Below are 17,774 nucleotides of genomic sequence, written 5' to 3' on the forward strand. Positions count from 1 at the left end.
CTTCGGCCCCAACACAGACCGGGGTCGCACCGGGGTCCGCGCCGGGCGCCGTGCGGCCACTCAGCACGCGATGGTGGGCGCGGAAAGCAAGCAGCAGACAAGGAGACTGTCATGCCACGCATCGCCGTGGGAACCGAGAACACCGCACCGATCGAAATCCACTACGAGGACCACGGGTCCGGGCAACCGGTCGTGCTGATCCACGGCTACCCGCTCAACGGCGCGTCGTGGGAGAAGCAGGAGCGAGCACTGCTGCAGGCCGGATACCGGGTCATCACGTACGACCGGCGCGGGTTCGGCAAGTCCAGCCAGCCCACGGTCGGCTACGACTACGACACCTTCGCCGCCGACCTCAACGCGCTGCTCCAGCGCCTGAACGTCGATGACGTGGTGCTCTGCGGCTTCTCGATGGGCACCGGCGAGGTGACCCGCTACCTCAGCAGCTACGGCTCGGCGCGGGTTGCCAAGGCCGTACTGATAGGGGCGATCCCGCCGTTCCTGCTCAAGGCCGGCGACAACCCCGACGGGGTCGACGGAGCGGTGTTCGACGAGATCAAGTCCGCGATCGTGAAGGACCGGCCGGCCTACCTCGAGGCGTTTCTCGACAGCTTCTACAACCTTGATGTGCTCGGCGGCTCCAGAGTCAGCGAGCAGGCCTGGCAGAACAGCTTCAACGTCGCGATTACCGCGTCCCCGTACGCCGCGTATGCCTGCGTCGACACCTGGCTGACCGATTTCCGCGGCGACCTGCCCAAGATCGACGTACCGACACTGCTGATCCACGGCGACGCCGACCGAATCCTCCCGTACGCCGCCACTGCTGCCCGGCTGCCCGGCCTGATCAAGGACCTCGAGGTCGTGACCGTCGGAGGTGGGCCGCACAACATCTCCTGGACCCACCCCGACGAGGTCAACCAAGCCCTTCTCGCCTTCCTCGCCAAGTAGGGCGCGCTTCTGCAGGGAACGGGATCTGCGGCGCGTATTTCGTCCGCGCTGAACAACGCAACGATTCGTCTCTATCCAACACACGAGAGGTTCTGATGAACTCAGCAACGAAGGATCCGCAAGTCAGGCTCGATCGAGTGACACCTTCCTATTGTCGAGTCGTACTCGACAACCCGCCGCTCAACCTCATGGGTCCGGAATTCGTTTCGCAGATGCGAGCGATCGTCACGACGCTCGAGGACGACGACCAGGTGAAGGTGATGGTCTTCGAAAGTGCCGTCGACGACTTCTTTCTGAATCACTCCGACTTCCTGGCGAATTTCGAGGACCTGACGAGCATCCCGCAAGGTCCGACCGGACTCGAGGCATGGCCCGACATCCTGGTCCGGCTGACGCGCGCCCCGTTCGTTTCGATCGCGCTGATCCGGGGTCGGGCGACCGGAAACGGCAGTGAGCTCGCGCTCGCCTGCGACATGAGCTTCGCGAGTCGAGAGAAAGCGATCTTGTCGCACTTCGAAGTGGGCGTGGGCGTCGTCCCTGGTGGCGGGCCCATGGCGCGATTGCCGCGGGTCATGGGACGGGCACGGGCCCTCGAGGTGCTCCTCAGCGCAGACGACATCCGAGGCCCCGATGCCGAGCTCCTCGGCTACGTGAACCGTGCGCTACCGGATGCCGAGCTCGACAGTTTCGTCGACGCACTCGCAACCCGGATCGCCTCGTTCGACAAGTGGGCGATCGCCAACACCAAGCGCCTCGTCAACGAAGCCAGCCTGCCGCCCGACGTCGAAATGAGAGCCAGTTGGGACGCCTGCATGGCCTCGGTCAAGCGACCTGCGGCGCAGGAAAGAATTACGACCCTCCTGGAGCACGGGCTCCAGAAGCCTGGAGACGCGGAAGATCGACTCGGATTCTCCGTGGGACACCTGGGCCTCGAGGGCGAGCGCTGAAATCCAAACGGCGTATATCACTTTCTGAAAGGAAGTACTACCACATCATGGACCTACTCATCATTGCGAAGGAAATCGCTGACCGTGTCGAGGCCGAGTCGTTGAAACAAAACGTACCCGTCGCGGTTACCGTCATCGACACCCACGGCAACGTTGTTCTCATCCACCGCATCACCGGAGCACCCGCATTCTCCCTCGAGCTCTCCGAGCGAAAGGCCTACACGTCCGCGCTCGTCGGCATCCGCACCGCTGACCTCGTCCCCCTCGTGCAACCAGGCGCGGAGCTCTATCCCCTCCTCGCCGTCTCCGGCGGTAGGTACTCCGCGATGGGCGGCGGCGTGCCGCTCACGAACGAGGGCCAGGTCATCGCCGGCGTCGGAGTCAGCGGCGGAACGACGGAGCAGGACATTGCCATCGTCGAAGCGGCGATGCGATGAGCGCAACTCGATTCCCCGGCCGTCCTCGCCGTCGGAGCCATGTTCCCTTCAAACCTGGAGTAAAGCGATGAACGACAACGGACATCAGGATGGCATCTACCCCTTCCCGGCCGGTATGCAGTCGCGTGAGATCGAAACCAACGGCGCCAAGATCCACGTACGCGTCGGCGGGCATGGTCCGGCGGTCGTCATGCTGCACGGCTTCGGCACAACGGGCGACATGTGGGGTCATCTGGCGAGCGCGCTCATCGAAGATCACATGGTTGTCGCGCCCGACCTGCGTGGATTGGGCCTGTCGTCGAAGCCTGATGGCGGCTACGACAAGGAGAATCAGGCGGCGGACGTGATAGGCGTCCTGGACGCCTTGGGTGTGCGTACGGCCGAGTTGGTGACGCACGACATCGGCGTCATGGTCGGCTTCGCAGTTGCCGCCACCCACCCCGAGCGCGTGAGCCGATGGGTGGCGATCGATGCGCCGCTGCCCGGCATCGGACCCTGGGATCAGATCACACAAGATCCGGCCATGTGGCACTTCGGCTTCGGTGGCCAGGACATGGAGCGCCTGGTCGCCGGCCGCGAGCGCATCTATCTCGACCGCTTCTGGAACGAACTTTCCCAGGACCCGAAGCGGTTCGACGAAGCGAAGCGCCAGCATTATGCGGCGCTCTATGCGCAACCCGGCGCAATGCGAGCGAGCTTCGCCCAGTTCCTGGCGTTCGGCCAGGATGCGGCCGACAACGGGAAGTTCCTTGCGCAAGGCAAGCTTCAGATGCCGGTCCTGGCCTTCGGTGGCGAAGCTACCTTCGGCCCTCTGATCGGCGCGGTGATAAGGGGTGTCGCCGACAACGTCGAAGATGCGATCATCCCGGATTGCGGGCACTGGATCACGGAAGAACAGCCGCAGGCGACGACAGATCTGGTCGTCGATTTCCTGCGCCGGGGGCGTTGAAAAGCGCGTATTTACGTGGTCGGCGGCCCTGCGCATCTCGAGTGCGCAGGGCCGCCATCTTCACCTACCGGCTGTCAGAGTCCGGCGCACTGGCCCGACTTCGGGCCGGACGCGGTGTTGGGTTGGCCTGCGTTGGTCGGGGCGGGGGAGTTGCCGGTGCAGGACAGCGGCCCGCTGATGTGGTTGCCGGAGACGATCGTCGAGCCGGTGTTGTTCTGCACGACGAGCGGGCCGGCAACGGTGGCGCCGTCGATCGTCACCTGGCCCACTGAACCGCTGACCTTCACCGGACCTCCGACCGTCGCGGGCGCGCACTCGCCGTTGCTGTTGCCGAGCCAGACCCGGGTTCTACCGGTCACGCTGAGAGGCCCGGACACGGTGGTGCCACACAGCAGAACGTTGCCTGCCCCGGACGCCGTCACCGGGCCGCGGATCTCAGACCCGGATGCGTAGAGTCCGGCACCCGCAGCCACGGTTACGGGTCCCGAGACAGTCGCGCCGTCGACGCACGTGACGCCCGAGGAGACGGTCAACGCACCCTCGTGCGTCCCGGTGACCATCGTCGTACAGGAGGGGACGCCGGTCGCGACGAACGGCACGACCCAGGTCTGGCCCTGACGGCTGTAGGTGACAGTCCCGTGATACACCCCGTCCGCCGGGTAGGTGTGGCTCCCGCTGACGGTCATCAGGCTTCTGCCCTGACGTTGGCTCGCCACGTAATCGCGTGCTGCGATACCGGCGGCCTCGGCCGGCGATCCGTCGCCCCAATCGATCATGGCGGTGAACTCACCAGGCGGAATCGAGCCGGCGGCCAGACGTCCCAGAGGTGCATTGCTCAGGGTCCTGTCTACGCCGAAGCGGGTGACCGTGCCCATCGCCTCCGGACTCCAGGTGACCTGGGCGATGGAGGCGAAGTTCACGCCTCCGAAGGCCCACCGGGGTCCGGCGACGCTGAGCCGTTGGCGATACGCGTCGTAGTCCTGGGTGAGCACCTTGGGAGACCAGGCCTTCTCCAGGATGCCGGCCAGCCGCGGGAAGACCATGTACTCGTTCGTGGCCAGCCCACGCATCTGCTCGCCCCAGATGGGCGCCTCGATGCCGATGATGTCCTCCGCCTTCGGTCCGCCGTACGCCGGTTGCGCCCAGACGGAGCGGTACTTCTCGTACACCCATTCCGGGTCCCACGAGTACGCCTTGTCGAGTTCGGTTCGCGGCGTTCGGCCGGGCGAACCGTCGTACCCGAAGTCGAGGTACGCATTCCATTCCGGGGTCGTGATGACGTCGCGGCCCTGGTTGAACCACTCGGGTTTGATCAGCGGGGGGCCACCGCCGGTGTAGTCGGACCAGTAGTGGTTGATGGAGGTCGAGCCCGGTGCGTAGCCCTCGAGTGCCGGGTTCCAGCCCATCATGCGTTTGCCGGCGGCGTCGACGATGGTCTCCATCTGTCCGATCCACCACTTGTAGTCCTCGTGGGGCATCCCGATGGCCTCGTCGCCGCCGATGTGGATGATCGGTGCGGGAGAGATCGCGGCAAGCTGTGCGATCGCGTCTCGCCAGAACGCGAGCGCCCGCTCACTCGCCGGGTCGTTCGGGTTGGTGCAGAACCGGTCGGTCTGGGTCTGGCCCTGGCAACCCATGACGGCGACGCCGCCCAGGGATCTGACCGCCGCCGTAGCGTGGGCCGGACCCTCCAGCTCTGGGACGATCTCGATGAACCGGTCGGCCGCGTACTTGACCAGGCCCTTGAAGTCGTCTTGCGTGTAGAAGCCCGCGATACAGCCCGATCCGTTGCACCCGGTGCCGTCCAGAGCCGGGTAGCCCTTGATCTCCAGGCGCCAGGACTGGGAGTCGCTCAGGTGCAGGTGCAGCCGGTCGCCCTTCAACGCTGCCAGCTGGTCGATCATGGAGCGGATCTCGGCAACAGTCATGAAGTTGCGGGCAGGGTCGAGCTGAAGACCTCGATGCTCATAGCGCGGGTAGTCCAAGACCGTGATGGGCTGTGCTGTCCACGGCCCCACGCCGGCAGTAGACGAGTTGATTGCCGCTGGCAACAGCTGTCGAAGGCTCACGAAGCCGTTGAACAGGCCATGTGCTTGCGGGGCGACGATCTTCACGCCCGCACTCGACACCGCGAGGGAGTAGCCCTCGGCCGCCTTATCGGCTGGGAGGCCGGACACCGACCCGAGGCTAAGCGCGACGTCGGATGCCGTGGCGGAACCTGTCACCACGGGGAGTACGAACCCAGTGGCCGGCCGCAGGTAACCGGCGAGGACCTCAGCGGTGGCGGCGAGGGCACTGCTGGAGACGACGATCCGGGACTTGTCCGTGAGCTCCCACGGCTGACCGGTGCCGGGCGTCTGCTGCACCGGCACGGGAATGATCTGCCCGACGACCGGTGCCGGCTTGGGGCCGGACCAGATCTCGAACTCGTTGATCGTGTACCCGATGGTGGACGTCGTGGCCAGGGCTTGCATCCGGACACACGAGATCGGGTCCTTGCGATCGATCACCTGGGAATCCTTGTCGCTCGGATTCACCACGTGGTTGACCGTCGACCAGGTCTGGCAGTCGGCGTCCGTCGAGACCTGCAGGTCGTACTCCGTCGGCTTGGCCGGCGAGGTCCAGCGGCTGAACACCTCGTAGACCGGGGCGGGTGTGGCCAGCTTGACCTGGAACCAGTCCTGGGTCGGGTCGTAGCCGCTGCCGACCGACGCGTAGTTCGAGGTCCATCCGTTGTGCACGAACACGTCGGTCGCGTTGGCGGGTGCGTACGTCGCTGCGGGTGCAGTGAGGCGTTGGGACTTGGCGGAGGCGACCGCGCCCGGCAGGAGGGCGAGGTTGACGCTCTCGGGGGCATCGGCAGGCGTCGTGGATGCGCCGGCGGAAGCCTGTCCCATTGCCAGTGGGACCAGAGCGGTGGCGACAAGCGCGCCGATTGTCAGAGCAGGGACAGCGCGAGGTCGAGACCGATGGCCTGCGGCCGGTCTCCCCTCAGATTTAGGCGACAAGAAAGGGAATCTCACGTCACTCCTTACCGGTGCAGGGCGGTGTCACGCGGACGTCGAGGGCGACCGTACGGCGATTTTCCACTCTTACTTGCCACACGGCAATAGTCGCCGTCGCGGAGGAGGACGTGAGGCCGGCCGGACCGTCGTCCGGCCGGCCTCCTGCTTAGGCGAGTGCTTGGTAGACGGTGGTCCAGAAGTCGTGCAGGAGTCGCGTCGAATCCGCGGTGGACGCCCCGACCTGGGTGAGCAGAAGCCCGACGAGCTGGTTATTCGGGTCGGCGTACGACGAGGTACCGCTCCCGCCGTCCCAGCCGAACTGTCCGATGGGCGCGTAGTCGCCGCGGTAGGTGCGCACCGCCATCCCGAAACCCCAGCCGCCGTGCTGCCCCTGACCGAACGAGATGTGGACGTTGTCGCGGCCCATGGCCTCTCGGGCAACGAGTTGCTCGGGCGTGAGGCGGTTCGTGGTCATCAGCTCGACGGCGGGCCGGGACAGGATCCGCTCGGTTCCGTGCAGGCCGTGGTTCAGCAGCATCCGGAAGTAGGCGTGGTAGTCGTCGACGGTGGAGTTCAGCCCGCCGCCACCGCCCTGGAACGCCGGAGGCGTGCTGTGACGGCCGCCTTCGGCCTCGTCCCAGACGTGGAACTCACCGGTCTGCGGGTCGGGGGCGTACAGCGGAGGCAGCCGATGCAGCTGGTCCGCAGTCACGTGGAACCCGGTGTCCTTCATGCCCAGCGGGCCGAAGATGCGTTCGCGCAGGAACTCCTCGTACGACTGGCCCGCGACCCTGGAGACGAGCACGCCCAGCAGGTCGCTGCTGATCTGGTACTGCCAGCGCTCTCCGGGCTGGTGCATCAGTGGCAGCGTGCCGAGCCGGCGCATCCACTCGTCCTGCTCGGGCATCGGTTCCGGCAGGTTGGGCGTGATGCCCTGCTCGAAGATCGCGCCCATGATCGGAGTGCCCAGCACCGTCATGTCCATACCGAGGCCGAAGGTGGATGTCAGGACGTCCCGGACGGTGATCGGCCGCTTGGCCGGTAGGACGTCGTCGAGCGGGCCGTCGAGTCGCTTCAACACCTGGCGGTCGGCGAGCTCGGGCAGCCACGGATCCACCGTGTCGTCCAAGCGCAGCCGGCACTCGTCGAGCAGCACCATCGCCGCCGAGACTGCGACCGGCTTGGAGGTCGAGGCCATCCGGAAGATCGTGTCCCGCTGCATCGGTGCGCCGCCGTCGTGACGCATCGTCCCGATCGCTTCGACGTGCGTCTCGTTACCCCGGCTGATCAGGGCGACCAGGCCGGGGATCCGCCCGGAATCGACATGCCGGGCGAGCGCCTCGCGCAGCCTGCGCAGCCCGGCTTCGGAGAAGCCGCGGTGCTGGTCGGTAGCGGTGATGGACATGGTGGTGTGCTCCTTGACTCGAACGGACGGATGGTGGAACGCGGTAGTCGTGACGGATGGTCAGCAGCCGAGCCGGTCGGCGATCACAGCCAGCACCTGGCGCAGATCGCGCGCCATGCGGGCCCGCAGGCCGAGCTCGGCGATCCCGGCCGCGAACCCCGGGTGGTCGGGCAGCACTCGGTGGACGCGATGGGTCACCCGGGTTCCCTCGGGGCAGGCCGTGGCGGTGTACGTCCCGGCGTACCAGCTCTGTACTGCGAGCGTGGACCGGGCCGCGTCGACCTGGATCTCCGCTGGCTCGATCGGTCCGGCGAGGTCAGCGCGGTAAACGCCGGCGTCGGAACCGGCCACCACGGTCATCGCTCCCTGCCGTGCAGCCGAAGCCCTGGCCAGTACCAGCAGGTTGTCATCGCCGACCCGCCCCGCTTTGACGGCGAGCAGGAGCTCGGCGACCGCCGAGGCCCGCGCGGCGACCGTCCCTTGCACTTCCCACCGGGCGGGCAGCGCATCCAGTTCTGCGAGCAGGGAAGGGTTCGTGTGCATGGCAGAAGCCTCGGCGCGGTGGCGGCCCGGACACAATCCACGCGAGCCTCTCCGGGACACGGGACATCGCGTCGAGACTGGGCTGACCTGCGCGATTTCTCCGCCCGACGGCCGTTGGACGGCTGTCCCGGGACGGGACGGGACACCCGTGTTGTCCCTGGGACAGGCTCAGGACACCCGGGCCAGACCGGCACGCGACGCCGCCACGAGATAGTCGAGGCCGTGCGCGGTGGAGAGCTCGAGCGCCGTCTCGAAGTGCCGTTCAGCCGAGTCCGCGTCGCCGGTGACCAGGCACGCCTCCGCATACGGCAGGCTGATGCGCACCAGCCGATGTGGCTCGCCGACCCGGTCAAGGATCCGCGCGGCCTCGGCGTACCGGGCCGACGCCTCCTCGACGCGGCCAAGGTGTCGCAGGGCGATGGCGGTGTCCGTGAGGCTGGTCGCCTCGAAGATTGGATGGCGGGTCGACCGGTTGAGCGCGACGGCCTGCTCGGCGAGGTCGAGAGCGGCCCGGGTGTCACCCTGGGCGAGTGCCGCCCGGCCGAGCACCTCCAGGCACGCGCGCTCCGACTGCTGGTCCAGCCCGCGCGCGACCTCGAGCACTTCCGCGACGACCGCGCGAGCCTCGTCGTACTCGCCGAGCTCCACCAGCGCCCGGCCGAGACCGCACCACACCTGTACGCGAGTGGCGGCCTCGCGCGGTGGCAGCAGCCCGGTCGCCTCACGCAGGAGTACGGCGGCACCGGCGGCGTCGGCGGTGTACCTCCGGATCTCTGCCAGTTGCAGGAGCGCAAGGGCTTCACCGACGATGTCGCCCTCCGCGGCCAGCAGTACCCGGCCGGCTTCGAGCTCCGGCACCGCCTCAGCCAGCCGGCCGATGCGCAACAGCACGGCGCCCAGCAGGTATCGGTGCGAGGCGAGCAGACGGCGCTGGCCGAGCCGTTCGGCGGCGGACCTGCTGTCCTCGAGTGCGCGGCCCAGTCGCACCGCGCCACCACGTCGCGCGTGGGTAATCGTGGCGAGCTGGGCGAGTCCGACCGCCGGAGCGTCGATGCGCAGCTCCAACGCGAGCGAGAACGTCGCCGTGAGGTTCGCCAATTCGGTGTCCATCCAGTCGACGGCCTGGTGGACGGCTGACAGGTCGGGTAGTGCGGGAGGCCGCTGCGTCACGATCACCGGCAGCGGAATGAGACTCCCGGCGAGCTCTTTGACGGCCAGCATGCCGCTCAAGTAGTAGTCGGCGAGCCGGGCGATCGCCGGCACCGGGTCGGCTTCGGCGTCGTCGGCGCGAGCGGTCTGCCGCAGCAGGTCGTGCATCCGGTACCGGCCGGGTGCCGGCTCCTGGACCAGGTGAACGTCGACCAGGTCCTCCAGCAGCGACCGGGCGTTGGCCAGCGGGATCCCGGCCAGGGCGGCCGCGCCGTACGCGTCGATGTCCTCGCCCGGCACCAGCCCGAGCAGCCGAAACATCCGCCGCTGTGCGGAGTCGAGCTGCCGCAGCGACATCTCGAACACGTCCGACACCGCCAACTCGCGCTCGCGCAGCCGTTCCACCAGAGTGTCGACCGTCCAGGAAGGCCGGTGCCGCAGCCGCGCGGCGGCCACCCGGATGGCCAGCGGCAGGTTCCCGCACCGCCGCAGTACCTCGTCGACGTCACCGAGGCGGCTCCCTCCCACGGACTCGACGAACAACTGTGCCGCGTCCTGGGCAGGCAGGACGTCCAACGAGATCGGCTGGACACCGTCCAGTTGCACCATCCGTCGGCGGCTGGTGATCACTACGAAGGTCTGGCCGGCTCCGGGCAGCAGCTCGCGCACATGCTCGGCGTCCGCGGCGTTGTCCAGCAGTACGATCGCACGCCGCGTCGCCAGCTCCGACCGCCACAGCGCGGCCCGCTCGGCGACCCCGTCAGGGATCCTGCCGGGTTGCACTCCGAGCGCCACCAGCAGCACCCGCAGCGCCTCCTCGGACTCGACCCGCTCCCGGCCTGGAGTGAACCCGTGCAGGTCCAGGTAGAGCTGTCCATCGGGGAAGTCGGCGGTCAGCAAATGGGCGGCTTGCACGGCCAACGCGGACTTACCCACGCCGCCCATGCCGTCGATCGCCACCACAGATGTGTGCCGCGCCGCAGAGAGTAGGGCGTCCAGCTCCGCCCGGCGCCCGGTGAAGGCGGTGATGTCATGCGGCAGGTCGTTGCGGACTGGCGGAGTGGCAGGCGGATCCGTCTGCGGTCCGTCCTTGGCGCGCTCCCACACCTCACGCAGTGGCCTCGGGTCACGTCCGGCTGCCTTGCAGAGCGCCACCACGGTCGGCCAGGGCGGCACGGCCTGAGCGGAGAAGTAGCGGGATAGCGAGGAACTGCTGGCATTGATGTCGCGGGCGAGTCCGCGGAGGCTCCGTCCGGTCAGATCACGCAGCTGTCGTAACGACTCCGCCAATTCCTCGCGCACCCAGACCAGCCTTTCTCCAGTCTCAGCCGCCGATTCTAGAGCCGCCCACCAGCCGCCGGCCGAGGGCAGCAGAGAAGAAGGCACAAAGGGTCGGCTAGGTGACCATGATGACCTTGCCGGTTGCCTGGTTGGTCTCCAGAAAGTGGTGGGCGGCCGCCAGATCGTCGAGAGAGAAGATGCGGTCGATGGTGGTCTGGTACGCGCCGGACTCGACCTGGTTCACGACGCGTTGCAGCGCTGCGGTGTTGCCCACGGCGTCCTTGCTGTGGAACGAGGTGAGCTTGGTGCCGGAAGGGATCATCGCGATCGGCTCGAAGTCAGGGATGAGCCAGCCGCTGAGCGAGCCCGAGATGCAGACACTGCCTCCGCGACGAACAAGGCGAAGCGAGTCGAGCGCTGTACAGGTACCGACCAGGTCGAGGATGTGGTCCGGCCCGCTGGGCCAGAGTGCGTGGACGTCGGCGGTCAATCGGCCGTCGTCGAGGAACGCGTACCGGCTCTGCAGAGTGGCGAGCTTGTTTTGGCTGCGCGTGGTGGCGGCGGTCTCGATGCCGGCGGCCGACGCGATGGTCGCGGCAGCCATTCCGACGGACGAGGTGCCACCGCGGATGAGCAGGCGGTCACCCGGCGCCACGCCCAGCGCGTCCAATGACCCCTGCGCGGTCAGGTAGGCCTCGGGAAGCGCGGCGAAGAGCTCCCAGGGCAGCGCCGTGGTGATCGGCATCAGGAGTGCGTTCGGCAGTACGGCGTACTCCGCGTAGCCACCGTCGAAATCGCGACCCATCTCACCCATCACGGCCGCGACCGTCGTGCCTTCCGGCAACCGTGAATCGGTCGAGGCGGCCACGATCCCGACGCACTCGATGCCCAGCACGCGCGGGAAGCGGACGCTGGGGGAGTGTCCTTGGCGGGTTCTCAGCTCGGAGCGGTTCAACCCCGCGCCCTTGATCTGCACCAGGCTCCAGCCTTCCCGAACGGCTGGAACCGGGACCTTGCGAATCTCCAGCACCTCGGGGCCACCCGGGCGTACACACACCACAGCTCGCATCATCATGCGGTCACTCTCGCCGACGGGACGCGTGGCTGGACACCGGTAAGATGCCATCTCATGCCCGTTGCCCGCCAAGTCCCGGAGACGTCACGATTGCTGCCGTCCGGCGGTGTGCATCTCTGGCGGACCGGCGGAGCCAGCGTGCCTCAGTCACACTCCCGTGGTCACCTGGTGTACGCCGCCCGCGGCGTACTTTCCGTCCACACGGAGCGCGGTACGTCGATCGTCCCGGCCAACCGCGCGGCGTGGACTCCAGCCGGCTTTACGCACTACCACCGGGCCCACAGCACGACCGACATGCGGATCGTGTTCCTCTCCACGGCCATGGCCCGTCGCGTATCCGACCACCCAGTCGTGTTCACGGTCTCGGATCTCGCCCGCGAGGTGATCCTTGCGCTCACCGGTGATCGCAGCTACCACAGCGACGCCGAAGCTCGCCTCCGCAGGGTCCTCGTCGACGAGCTGCACGAAAGTCACGAGCAGTCACTCCACCTGCCGGAGCCACGCGACGACCGCCTGCGAGCCGTCGCGCAGGTCCTTTACGACCACCCCGACGACAACCGGTCGCTGGCCGAGCTCGGCCACCTGATCGGCGCAAGCGCCCGCACCCTCAGCCGCCTCTTCCACGACGAGCTCGGCATGACGTACTACGAGTGGCGCACCCAGGTGCGCATCTACCACGCGCTGATCCTGCTGGCCGACGGTCACACCACCACCCACATCGCCCACGCCTGCGGCTGGTCCAACCCCAGCAGCTTCATCGCGGCCTTCACCGCTCTCGTCGGCACTACCCCGAGCCGCTACCGAAACCCCTAGCTGCCCGAGGCAACAAAAGGCGCTGACCTGGGGCTCGCGGCTCTGTGCGTGTCCGAGGAAGGACACGCACCTTGACCACACGCCTCACGCTCAACGTTTGAGCGGGGACGATGCGACTGACTCGACCTCTATGGCCGAGATCATCGCGCGGCACGGCGCGCTGGCGCCGACCAACCAGGAGAGAAGGCTGTTCGCGGGCGCCTAGGCAGCGGCGCGTCAGGACGATTGGCCGTCCGGTGCGCCGAGGCCGCGGGCGGTGTGCCGGAGCGTGGCGTTGTCCTCGGTCGACCGCCAACGCACAACGGCTGCCCGTTCACCCGCCCTCGACCGGGCGGCGGCGCTGAGGTCGTCGATCTCGTCCACGTTCGTGATGAGCAGTACGGCGACAGCCTCGCGTGTCCCGGAAAGGTCTGACTCGATCGTCGAGACATCGAGATGGACCGACCGATCGCGGGCCCAGCGAATGACGACCCGGAGCTGGAGCTCGTCCACCCAGTACGTCGGCCGCCGGGGATGCCAGTCCTTGTCCCGGCTGGGCGGATCGACCTCGGGGAGTGCTTGCCGGACTGCGTCGTACAGGGCCTCCCGGTAGGCCTGAGCGCTGCGATCGTCGGCGCCGAAAGTGACGCGTTGCAGCCCGACCTCCTTGGGCAACTGCCCGCTGGCGGCTGTAACAGCCACGACCGCGCCCACGAGCAACGATCCGAGGGCGGTGACATCGCTGGCGCCGCGGAAAGCGAGGAGTACCCCGACAACGACGAGCGCGAGCCCGCCGAGCCCGAGGCCGACCCTGATACCGGGTCGCAAATCAGTTGCCACCACCCTCACATCCCTAGGTACCTCCATGATCACTCTTCGCTGGCAAGAAGTCACGTCCAGTGGTGACCTGGTCGTCCTCAGCACCGCCGAGATCGACTCGGTCGCCTCACCGGAACCGAGTCCAGGGGCAAGGCCAACAAACGCTCGAACAAGCCGTCACGATCCGTACCCGCCATGCCTGGCAACTCAGAGCACGAAATCCGCTGGTGGTCGCATTGCGACAGGAGTGAGCCAACATGCCGGCCGAGCCGGCCTGAGTCGGCACCGCGGCAGTGTTCGTTGTCCGCTGTACGTGACCGTCCACGCAGGGATTCCCTGAACCTTCGTAATTCAGTGTCCGAGGCGGGACACGCACCTTAACCACACGCTTGGACTTAACTGCGTGAGCGATCACTCGAACCTGGCAGCGGCTGCTTGTGTGGGACCTGGTTGGCACTGATTGCTGGTGTTCGCGAGGGTCAGGCGTTGGCGAGTTGAGCCACGATGGCGTCGATGTTTTTCATCAGTGACAAGTGGCCCTCGCCCGGTACGAGGTGGGTGGTTGCGCCGGCGACGTGGTTGCCGAGCCAGCGGCCGTGGTCTCGTGGGACCATGCGGTCCTGGTCGCCTTGCCAGATCGAGACGGGTACTTGGATGCTTGCCAGGTCGACGCCCCAGTCGGCGAGGAACGCGAGATCGTCGTCGCGCCATCCGTCGTACCCGCGCGAGACGGCAGCACGGCAGGACTCGGCCAGGTAGTCGGAGAGGCCGTCGCGCAGGGCCGTGTGGTCGGCGGTGGACAGTAGGTCGCCGAACGCGGCGATGACGTCGTCGGGCTGGACATCTTTCAGACCCGCGCTCGCCTCGGCGAGGAACCTGTCGAGGGCTTCGGTGCTGGTCGCCGCCGCCCCGAACTCGGCGATGTTCTCCTCGCCCATGCCGTCGAGCCAGTCGAGCCCTTCGGCGTTGTACGGCGCCACGCCTGCGACGATCGCGGCAGCTCGGCACCGGTCTGGCAGCAAGGCCGCGCAGGCGAGTGCGTGCGGGCCGCCACCCGACCAGCCGAGTGTGACGAAGTCGTCAGCTCCGACAGCGTCGAGCAGCGCGGCCACGTCATCCGTCACGTCGGCCACCCGGCGACCCGGGTGCGGGCTGCTGTCGCGATAGCCCGGTCGACTATGCGTGACAAACCGCATCCCGTGCCGCGCAGCAGCCTCGGCAACGGGCTCCAGGACAATCGCGACACCGGGCGTGCCGTGGTGCATCACCAGAGCCTGCGCTCCGGTCGGCCCCTCGACCAGGTACTCCAGGATCCGGCCACCGGACACTTCGAGTCGCTCCACAACAGATATCCTAGGAGCCCAGCGAACTTGCCGAACATCGCAACGCCGCGCCGGTGGGCGACTCAAGGTGCCAGGCTCCCGAATGGTCCCCGATCGGCAACTACCGCTGGCGACTCGGCCTGGCCCCGAGAGAACCCCGGTACGCACGGATCGAGAAGCAGCTCCAGCAAGCCCCGGTCATCGGCGTGCCCACGATCACCATCGACGGCGCCGACGATCCGTTTACGCCGGCAGGTGACGGCTCCGCCTACCGATCCAAGTTCACCGGCCGCTACGAACACCAGACGCTGCCAGTCGGTCACAACGTTCCGCAGGAGGCACCGAAAGCCTTCGCGGACGCGGTCATGCGCGTCGGACAGCTTCGCGCGGCGCTAGCAGCTCGGCTACCGGGTCATCACTGACCCGTCAATCAAGGAACAGGAGACGTCATGCTGACACTTCTCGGTATGCCCCAGGGCGCGGAGTGGCTCGTCATCCTCGCGATCGTCGTGCTGCTCTTCGGGTCGGCCAAGCTGCCGGCACTGGTGAGGCAGCTCGGCAAGTCGAAGAAGATCTGGGAAGACGAAGTCGGGTCCCACGGCAAGAAGTCGGATGCTGAGCTCGGTGTGGACGCGAGGCCGGCGGAGCGCAGTACGGACGGGCAACTGTCGGCGGAGCCTCTCCCAGACGACCGCGGCTAGATGACCCTGATGAGTATCGAGCAGCTCGATCCGGTGGAGGAGGACGCCGGTCGGATGAGTCTGCGCGAGCACATCACCGAGCTGCGCAACCGGTTGCTCAAGTGTGTGCTCGCGATCGTGCTGGGCGCGGTCGTCGGCTGGATCTTCTACAACTGGGCGCTCGACTTGTTGCAGAAGCCGTTCGACACCAGCGTCAAGGAGCTGGCCGCCGAGCAGAACCTGAAGCCGATCCTGACCTTCACCGGTGTCGGTGACGCGTTGACGTTCAAGATCAAGATCTCGGCGTTGTTCGGTCTGATCCTGGCCAGCCCGGTGTGGCTGTACCAGTTGTGGGCGTTCATCGCGCCCGGTTTGCACCGCAACGAGCGCAAGTGGGCGATGCTGTTCTCCGCGATCGCCACGCCGCTGTTCGTGGGCGGTATGGCGGTGGCGTACTGGACGCTGCCGAAGGGTCTGGAGATCCTGATCGGGTTCACCCCGATGGACATCCAGAACCTGATCACGCTGCCGCAGTATCTGGACTTCGTGATCCGGACGATGCTGGTGTTCGGGATCGCGTTCCTGATCCCGCTGGTGGTGGTGCTGCTGAACATGGTGGGCGTGGTGCCGGCCTCGGTGCTGGGCAAGTTCCGGCCGTACATCGTGCTGGTGATCTTCGTGTTCGCCGCGGTCGCGACGCCGTCGGGTGACCCGTTCACGATGTGTCTGCTGGCGATCCCGATGTGTCTGCTGTTCTTCGCCGCCGAGGTGATCGCCAAGATCAACGACAAGCGGAAGGCCCGCAAGGCCGAGGAGGTCTGACGTGTTCGACATCGGGATCCCCGAGTTGCTGGTGATTGGTCTGGTTGCGGTACTTGTGTTCGGCCCGGACCGGCTGCCGGAGTTCGCCCGTACTGCGGCCCGTCTGCTGGGTCAGGTGCGCTCCATCGTCGCCAACGCGCAACGAGATCTGCGCGAGGAGTTGGGACCGGACTTCGCAAATCTGGACGTCCGGGAGCTCGACCCTCGCACCTTCGTCCGCAAACGTCTCCTCGACGGCATGGATGAGCAGCCCGAAGTACGCAAGAAGAGCCCCGCCGACGCGACGCCCTACGACCACGAAGGAGTCAGCACTGATGAGCACCCACCACGTTGACCAGGACGTCTTCAGGTCGGTTCTGCACGAGGACATCGACTGGCAGCCGTTTCCGGGGTTCCCGCCTGCGGCCCGCCTCGCCGTCATGGTGGGCAAGCCGCCGGAGCCCGAGCCGTACGTGGTCCGGGTCAAGCTGCCCGCCGGCGAGAGGCTGATGCCGCACCGGCACCACGAGGACCGGGTCTACACGGTCATCTCCGGCGTCTTCTACATCGGCCGCGGTGACGAGTTCGACGAGAACGAGCTGGAGGCGTACCCGCCGGGCGCCGTGGTCGTGCTGCCGGGCGGAACCTCCCACTTCCACTGGGCGAAATCCGGCGAGTACGTGACGCAGGTAACCGCGATCGGTCCGATTTCCTTGGATTATGTCGACTCCCGAAACGATCCGCGGAAGACCTGAGGTGTTTCCTGGCTTTTGCCGTCAGCCCGCAAAGTCGGCGAGGTTTGGAGCCAACGTGATCATCGCTGAAATCAAGACCTTCCCGCTGCGCATTCCGTTCAAGCCCGGTCCCAAATCGGCGGCCTCCGCCTGGGGCCCGAAAGGTCTGCACGCGGTGGACACACTGCTGACCAGGGTGACGACCGACCAGGGGCTGGAGGGCTGGGGCGAATCGTTCGGATTCTCCGGGGTTCCGGTGACACGCCGGGCGATCGATGACGTCATCGCGCCGCTGTGCGTCGGCCAGGACCCCTCGCGGATCGTTCCGCTCATGCTCGACGTGCAGAAGAAGCTGCACGTCTTCGGACGCGGGGGACCCCTGACCCACGCCATGTCGGCGGTGGACATCGCCCTGTGGGACATCGCGGGCAAGGTCGCCGACGCCCCGCTTCACCGACTCCTGGGCGGCGGCCAGGCCGATCTGCCCTGCTACGCGAGCCTGGACGCCTACTGACATCCCGACCTCGTCCGCCACGCTGTCCGGCAGGCGGTCGACGCCGTACTCGAGCGGGCCAGGCCGAGTTGGACGCCGTACAACAGCCCGAGTTGCGAATGATGCTGGAAGAGAGCGGCCAAGGCGGCGACTGCGCGTGGCACCGAGTCGGCACCGGCGGGAAGGCGCCAACCGATGTAGGTACGCTGCGGAAAGGGCTGCCTGCTGTTGTCCCTCGGGTGCTTGTCGCACTCGAGACGCGCCAGTTGAGCGGGGGATGGGCGAAGGAACGTGAGGGGTCGGCAGGCGACAGTACCTCGGGTTCACTCATCGGAACCGTCCAGGAAGCGCCGCGCCTCGGCCAGCCCACCGTCCCAGTCGGCGCGCACCTGCGCCA

At 67.2% G+C, this 17,774-nt stretch carries 18 protein-coding genes; 11 read left to right on the forward strand and 7 right to left on the reverse strand.

What is annotated here, in order from left to right; genetic code table 11:
• Positions 1-111: 111 nt before the first annotated feature.
• The 4 genes from ACFPJ1_RS42955 to ACFPJ1_RS42970 all read left to right on the forward strand — a co-directional run bounded on the left by ACFPJ1_RS42955 (position 112) and on the right by ACFPJ1_RS42970 (position 3,278).
• Complete coding sequence (locus tag ACFPJ1_RS42955) at positions 112-945, forward strand: alpha/beta fold hydrolase (RefSeq protein WP_380112213.1); 834 nt, start codon at positions 112-114, stop codon at positions 943-945.
• Positions 946-1,040: 95 nt separating this feature from the next.
• Positions 1,041-1,892 (forward strand): enoyl-CoA hydratase/isomerase family protein, encoded by an 852-nt coding sequence (locus ACFPJ1_RS42960; protein ID WP_380112214.1) that lies wholly within the window; start codon positions 1,041-1,043, stop codon positions 1,890-1,892.
• Positions 1,893-1,939: 47 nt separating this feature from the next.
• Entirely contained in the window at positions 1,940-2,329 is a 390-nt protein-coding gene (locus ACFPJ1_RS42965; RefSeq protein WP_380112215.1) for a GlcG/HbpS family heme-binding protein, read from the forward strand.
• A gap of 67 nt (positions 2,330-2,396) precedes the next feature.
• The gene (locus ACFPJ1_RS42970) at positions 2,397-3,278 is read left to right on the forward strand and encodes an alpha/beta fold hydrolase (protein WP_380112216.1); all 882 of its coding nucleotides are present in this window, start codon (positions 2,397-2,399) and stop codon (positions 3,276-3,278) included.
• Between the two features lie 74 nt (positions 3,279-3,352).
• Here ACFPJ1_RS42970 and ACFPJ1_RS42975 read toward each other — a convergent pair whose 3' ends face one another.
• The 5 genes from ACFPJ1_RS42975 to ACFPJ1_RS42995 all read right to left on the reverse strand — a co-directional run bounded on the left by ACFPJ1_RS42975 (position 3,353) and on the right by ACFPJ1_RS42995 (position 11,736).
• Positions 3,353-6,175 (reverse strand): beta-N-acetylhexosaminidase, encoded by a 2,823-nt coding sequence (locus ACFPJ1_RS42975; protein WP_380112217.1) that lies wholly within the window; start codon positions 6,173-6,175, stop codon positions 3,353-3,355.
• Between the two features lie 274 nt (positions 6,176-6,449).
• Entirely contained in the window at positions 6,450-7,688 is a 1,239-nt protein-coding gene (locus tag ACFPJ1_RS42980; protein WP_380112218.1) for a serine hydrolase domain-containing protein, read from the reverse strand.
• A gap of 60 nt (positions 7,689-7,748) precedes the next feature.
• Complete coding sequence (locus ACFPJ1_RS42985; RefSeq protein WP_380112219.1) at positions 7,749-8,231, reverse strand: hypothetical protein; 483 nt, start codon at positions 8,229-8,231, stop codon at positions 7,749-7,751.
• Positions 8,232-8,399: 168 nt separating this feature from the next.
• Entirely contained in the window at positions 8,400-10,682 is a 2,283-nt protein-coding gene (locus ACFPJ1_RS42990) for an ATP-binding protein (protein ID WP_380112220.1), read from the reverse strand.
• Between the two features lie 94 nt (positions 10,683-10,776).
• Positions 10,777-11,736 carry a zinc-binding dehydrogenase gene (locus tag ACFPJ1_RS42995; RefSeq protein WP_380112221.1) on the reverse strand — a complete coding sequence of 320 codons (960 nt, stop codon included), beginning with the start codon at positions 11,734-11,736 and terminating at the stop codon, positions 10,777-10,779.
• Between the two features lie 138 nt (positions 11,737-11,874).
• Here ACFPJ1_RS42995 and ACFPJ1_RS43000 point away from each other — a divergent pair, with 138 nt between their 5' ends.
• Positions 11,875-12,549 carry a helix-turn-helix transcriptional regulator gene (locus ACFPJ1_RS43000; RefSeq protein WP_380112222.1) on the forward strand — a complete coding sequence of 225 codons (675 nt, stop codon included), beginning with the start codon at positions 11,875-11,877 and terminating at the stop codon, positions 12,547-12,549.
• A 216-nt stretch (positions 12,550-12,765) separates the two neighbouring features.
• On the opposite strand, the gene ACFPJ1_RS43005 is transcribed toward ACFPJ1_RS43000, so the two are convergent.
• Both ACFPJ1_RS43005 and ACFPJ1_RS43010 read right to left on the reverse strand, forming a co-directional pair.
• Positions 12,766-13,371 carry a hypothetical protein gene (locus tag ACFPJ1_RS43005; protein WP_380112223.1) on the reverse strand — a complete coding sequence of 202 codons (606 nt, stop codon included), beginning with the start codon at positions 13,369-13,371 and terminating at the stop codon, positions 12,766-12,768.
• Positions 13,372-13,826: 455 nt separating this feature from the next.
• Positions 13,827-14,690 carry an alpha/beta fold hydrolase gene (locus ACFPJ1_RS43010; protein WP_380112224.1) on the reverse strand — a complete coding sequence of 288 codons (864 nt, stop codon included), beginning with the start codon at positions 14,688-14,690 and terminating at the stop codon, positions 13,827-13,829.
• Between the two features lie 53 nt (positions 14,691-14,743).
• Between ACFPJ1_RS43010 and ACFPJ1_RS43015 the strand changes: the two genes are divergently transcribed.
• From ACFPJ1_RS43015 to ACFPJ1_RS43040, 6 genes are read left to right on the forward strand one after another with little or no spacing between them, the layout of a single operon-like run.
• Positions 14,744-15,091: an alpha/beta fold hydrolase gene (locus tag ACFPJ1_RS43015; RefSeq protein ID WP_380112225.1), complete on the forward strand. Its 348-nt coding sequence runs from the start codon at positions 14,744-14,746 to the stop codon at positions 15,089-15,091.
• Positions 15,092-15,118: 27 nt separating this feature from the next.
• A complete protein-coding gene (locus tag ACFPJ1_RS43020; RefSeq protein ID WP_380112226.1) occupies positions 15,119-15,370 on the forward strand; it encodes a twin-arginine translocase TatA/TatE family subunit in 252 nt (83 codons plus the stop codon).
• A gap of 9 nt (positions 15,371-15,379) precedes the next feature.
• Positions 15,380-16,171, forward strand: coding sequence for a twin-arginine translocase subunit TatC (gene tatC / locus ACFPJ1_RS43025; RefSeq protein WP_380112227.1), 792 nt, complete (start codon positions 15,380-15,382; stop codon positions 16,169-16,171).
• A 1-nt stretch (position 16,172) separates the two neighbouring features.
• Positions 16,173-16,505 (forward strand): sec-independent translocase, encoded by a 333-nt coding sequence (locus ACFPJ1_RS43030; RefSeq protein ID WP_380112228.1) that lies wholly within the window; start codon positions 16,173-16,175, stop codon positions 16,503-16,505.
• Entirely contained in the window at positions 16,486-16,905 is a 420-nt protein-coding gene (locus tag ACFPJ1_RS43035) for a cupin domain-containing protein (protein WP_380112229.1), read from the forward strand. The genes ACFPJ1_RS43030 and ACFPJ1_RS43035 overlap by 20 nt, the downstream gene beginning before the upstream one ends.
• A 55-nt stretch (positions 16,906-16,960) precedes the next feature.
• Positions 16,961-17,398 carry an enolase-like domain-containing protein gene (locus tag ACFPJ1_RS43040; RefSeq protein WP_380112230.1) on the forward strand — a complete coding sequence of 146 codons (438 nt, stop codon included), beginning with the start codon at positions 16,961-16,963 and terminating at the stop codon, positions 17,396-17,398.
• The last annotated feature ends 376 nt before the right edge of the window (positions 17,399-17,774 follow it).

This window comes from Kribbella qitaiheensis (assembly GCF_042657745.1).
In the GTDB taxonomy this organism is placed as follows: Bacteria; Actinomycetota; Actinomycetes; order Propionibacteriales; family Kribbellaceae; genus Kribbella; species Kribbella qitaiheensis.

Bases quoted from the DNA above. Each gene is read 5' to 3' on its own strand.
- ACFPJ1_RS42995 (WP_380112221.1), bottom strand. From the start codon at position 11,736: ATGATGATGCGAGCTGTGGTGTGTGTACGCCCGGGTGGCCCCGAGGTG.
- ACFPJ1_RS43020 (WP_380112226.1), top strand. From the start codon at position 15,119: ATGCTGACACTTCTCGGTATGCCCCAGGGCGCGGAGTGGCTCGTCATC.
- ACFPJ1_RS42965 (WP_380112215.1), top strand. From the start codon at position 1,940: ATGGACCTACTCATCATTGCGAAGGAAATCGCTGACCGTGTCGAGGCC.
- ACFPJ1_RS42975 (WP_380112217.1), bottom strand. From the start codon at position 6,175: ATGGGACAGGCTTCCGCCGGCGCATCCACGACGCCTGCCGATGCCCCC.
- tatC (WP_380112227.1), top strand. From the start codon at position 15,380: ATGAGTATCGAGCAGCTCGATCCGGTGGAGGAGGACGCCGGTCGGATG.
- ACFPJ1_RS42970 (WP_380112216.1), top strand. From the start codon at position 2,397: ATGAACGACAACGGACATCAGGATGGCATCTACCCCTTCCCGGCCGGT.
- ACFPJ1_RS42955 (WP_380112213.1), top strand. From the start codon at position 112: ATGCCACGCATCGCCGTGGGAACCGAGAACACCGCACCGATCGAAATC.
- ACFPJ1_RS43035 (WP_380112229.1), top strand. From the start codon at position 16,486: ATGAGCACCCACCACGTTGACCAGGACGTCTTCAGGTCGGTTCTGCAC.
- ACFPJ1_RS42985 (WP_380112219.1), bottom strand. From the start codon at position 8,231: ATGCACACGAACCCTTCCCTGCTCGCAGAACTGGATGCGCTGCCCGCC.
- ACFPJ1_RS42960 (WP_380112214.1), top strand. From the start codon at position 1,041: ATGAACTCAGCAACGAAGGATCCGCAAGTCAGGCTCGATCGAGTGACA.
- ACFPJ1_RS42980 (WP_380112218.1), bottom strand. From the start codon at position 7,688: ATGTCCATCACCGCTACCGACCAGCACCGCGGCTTCTCCGAAGCCGGG.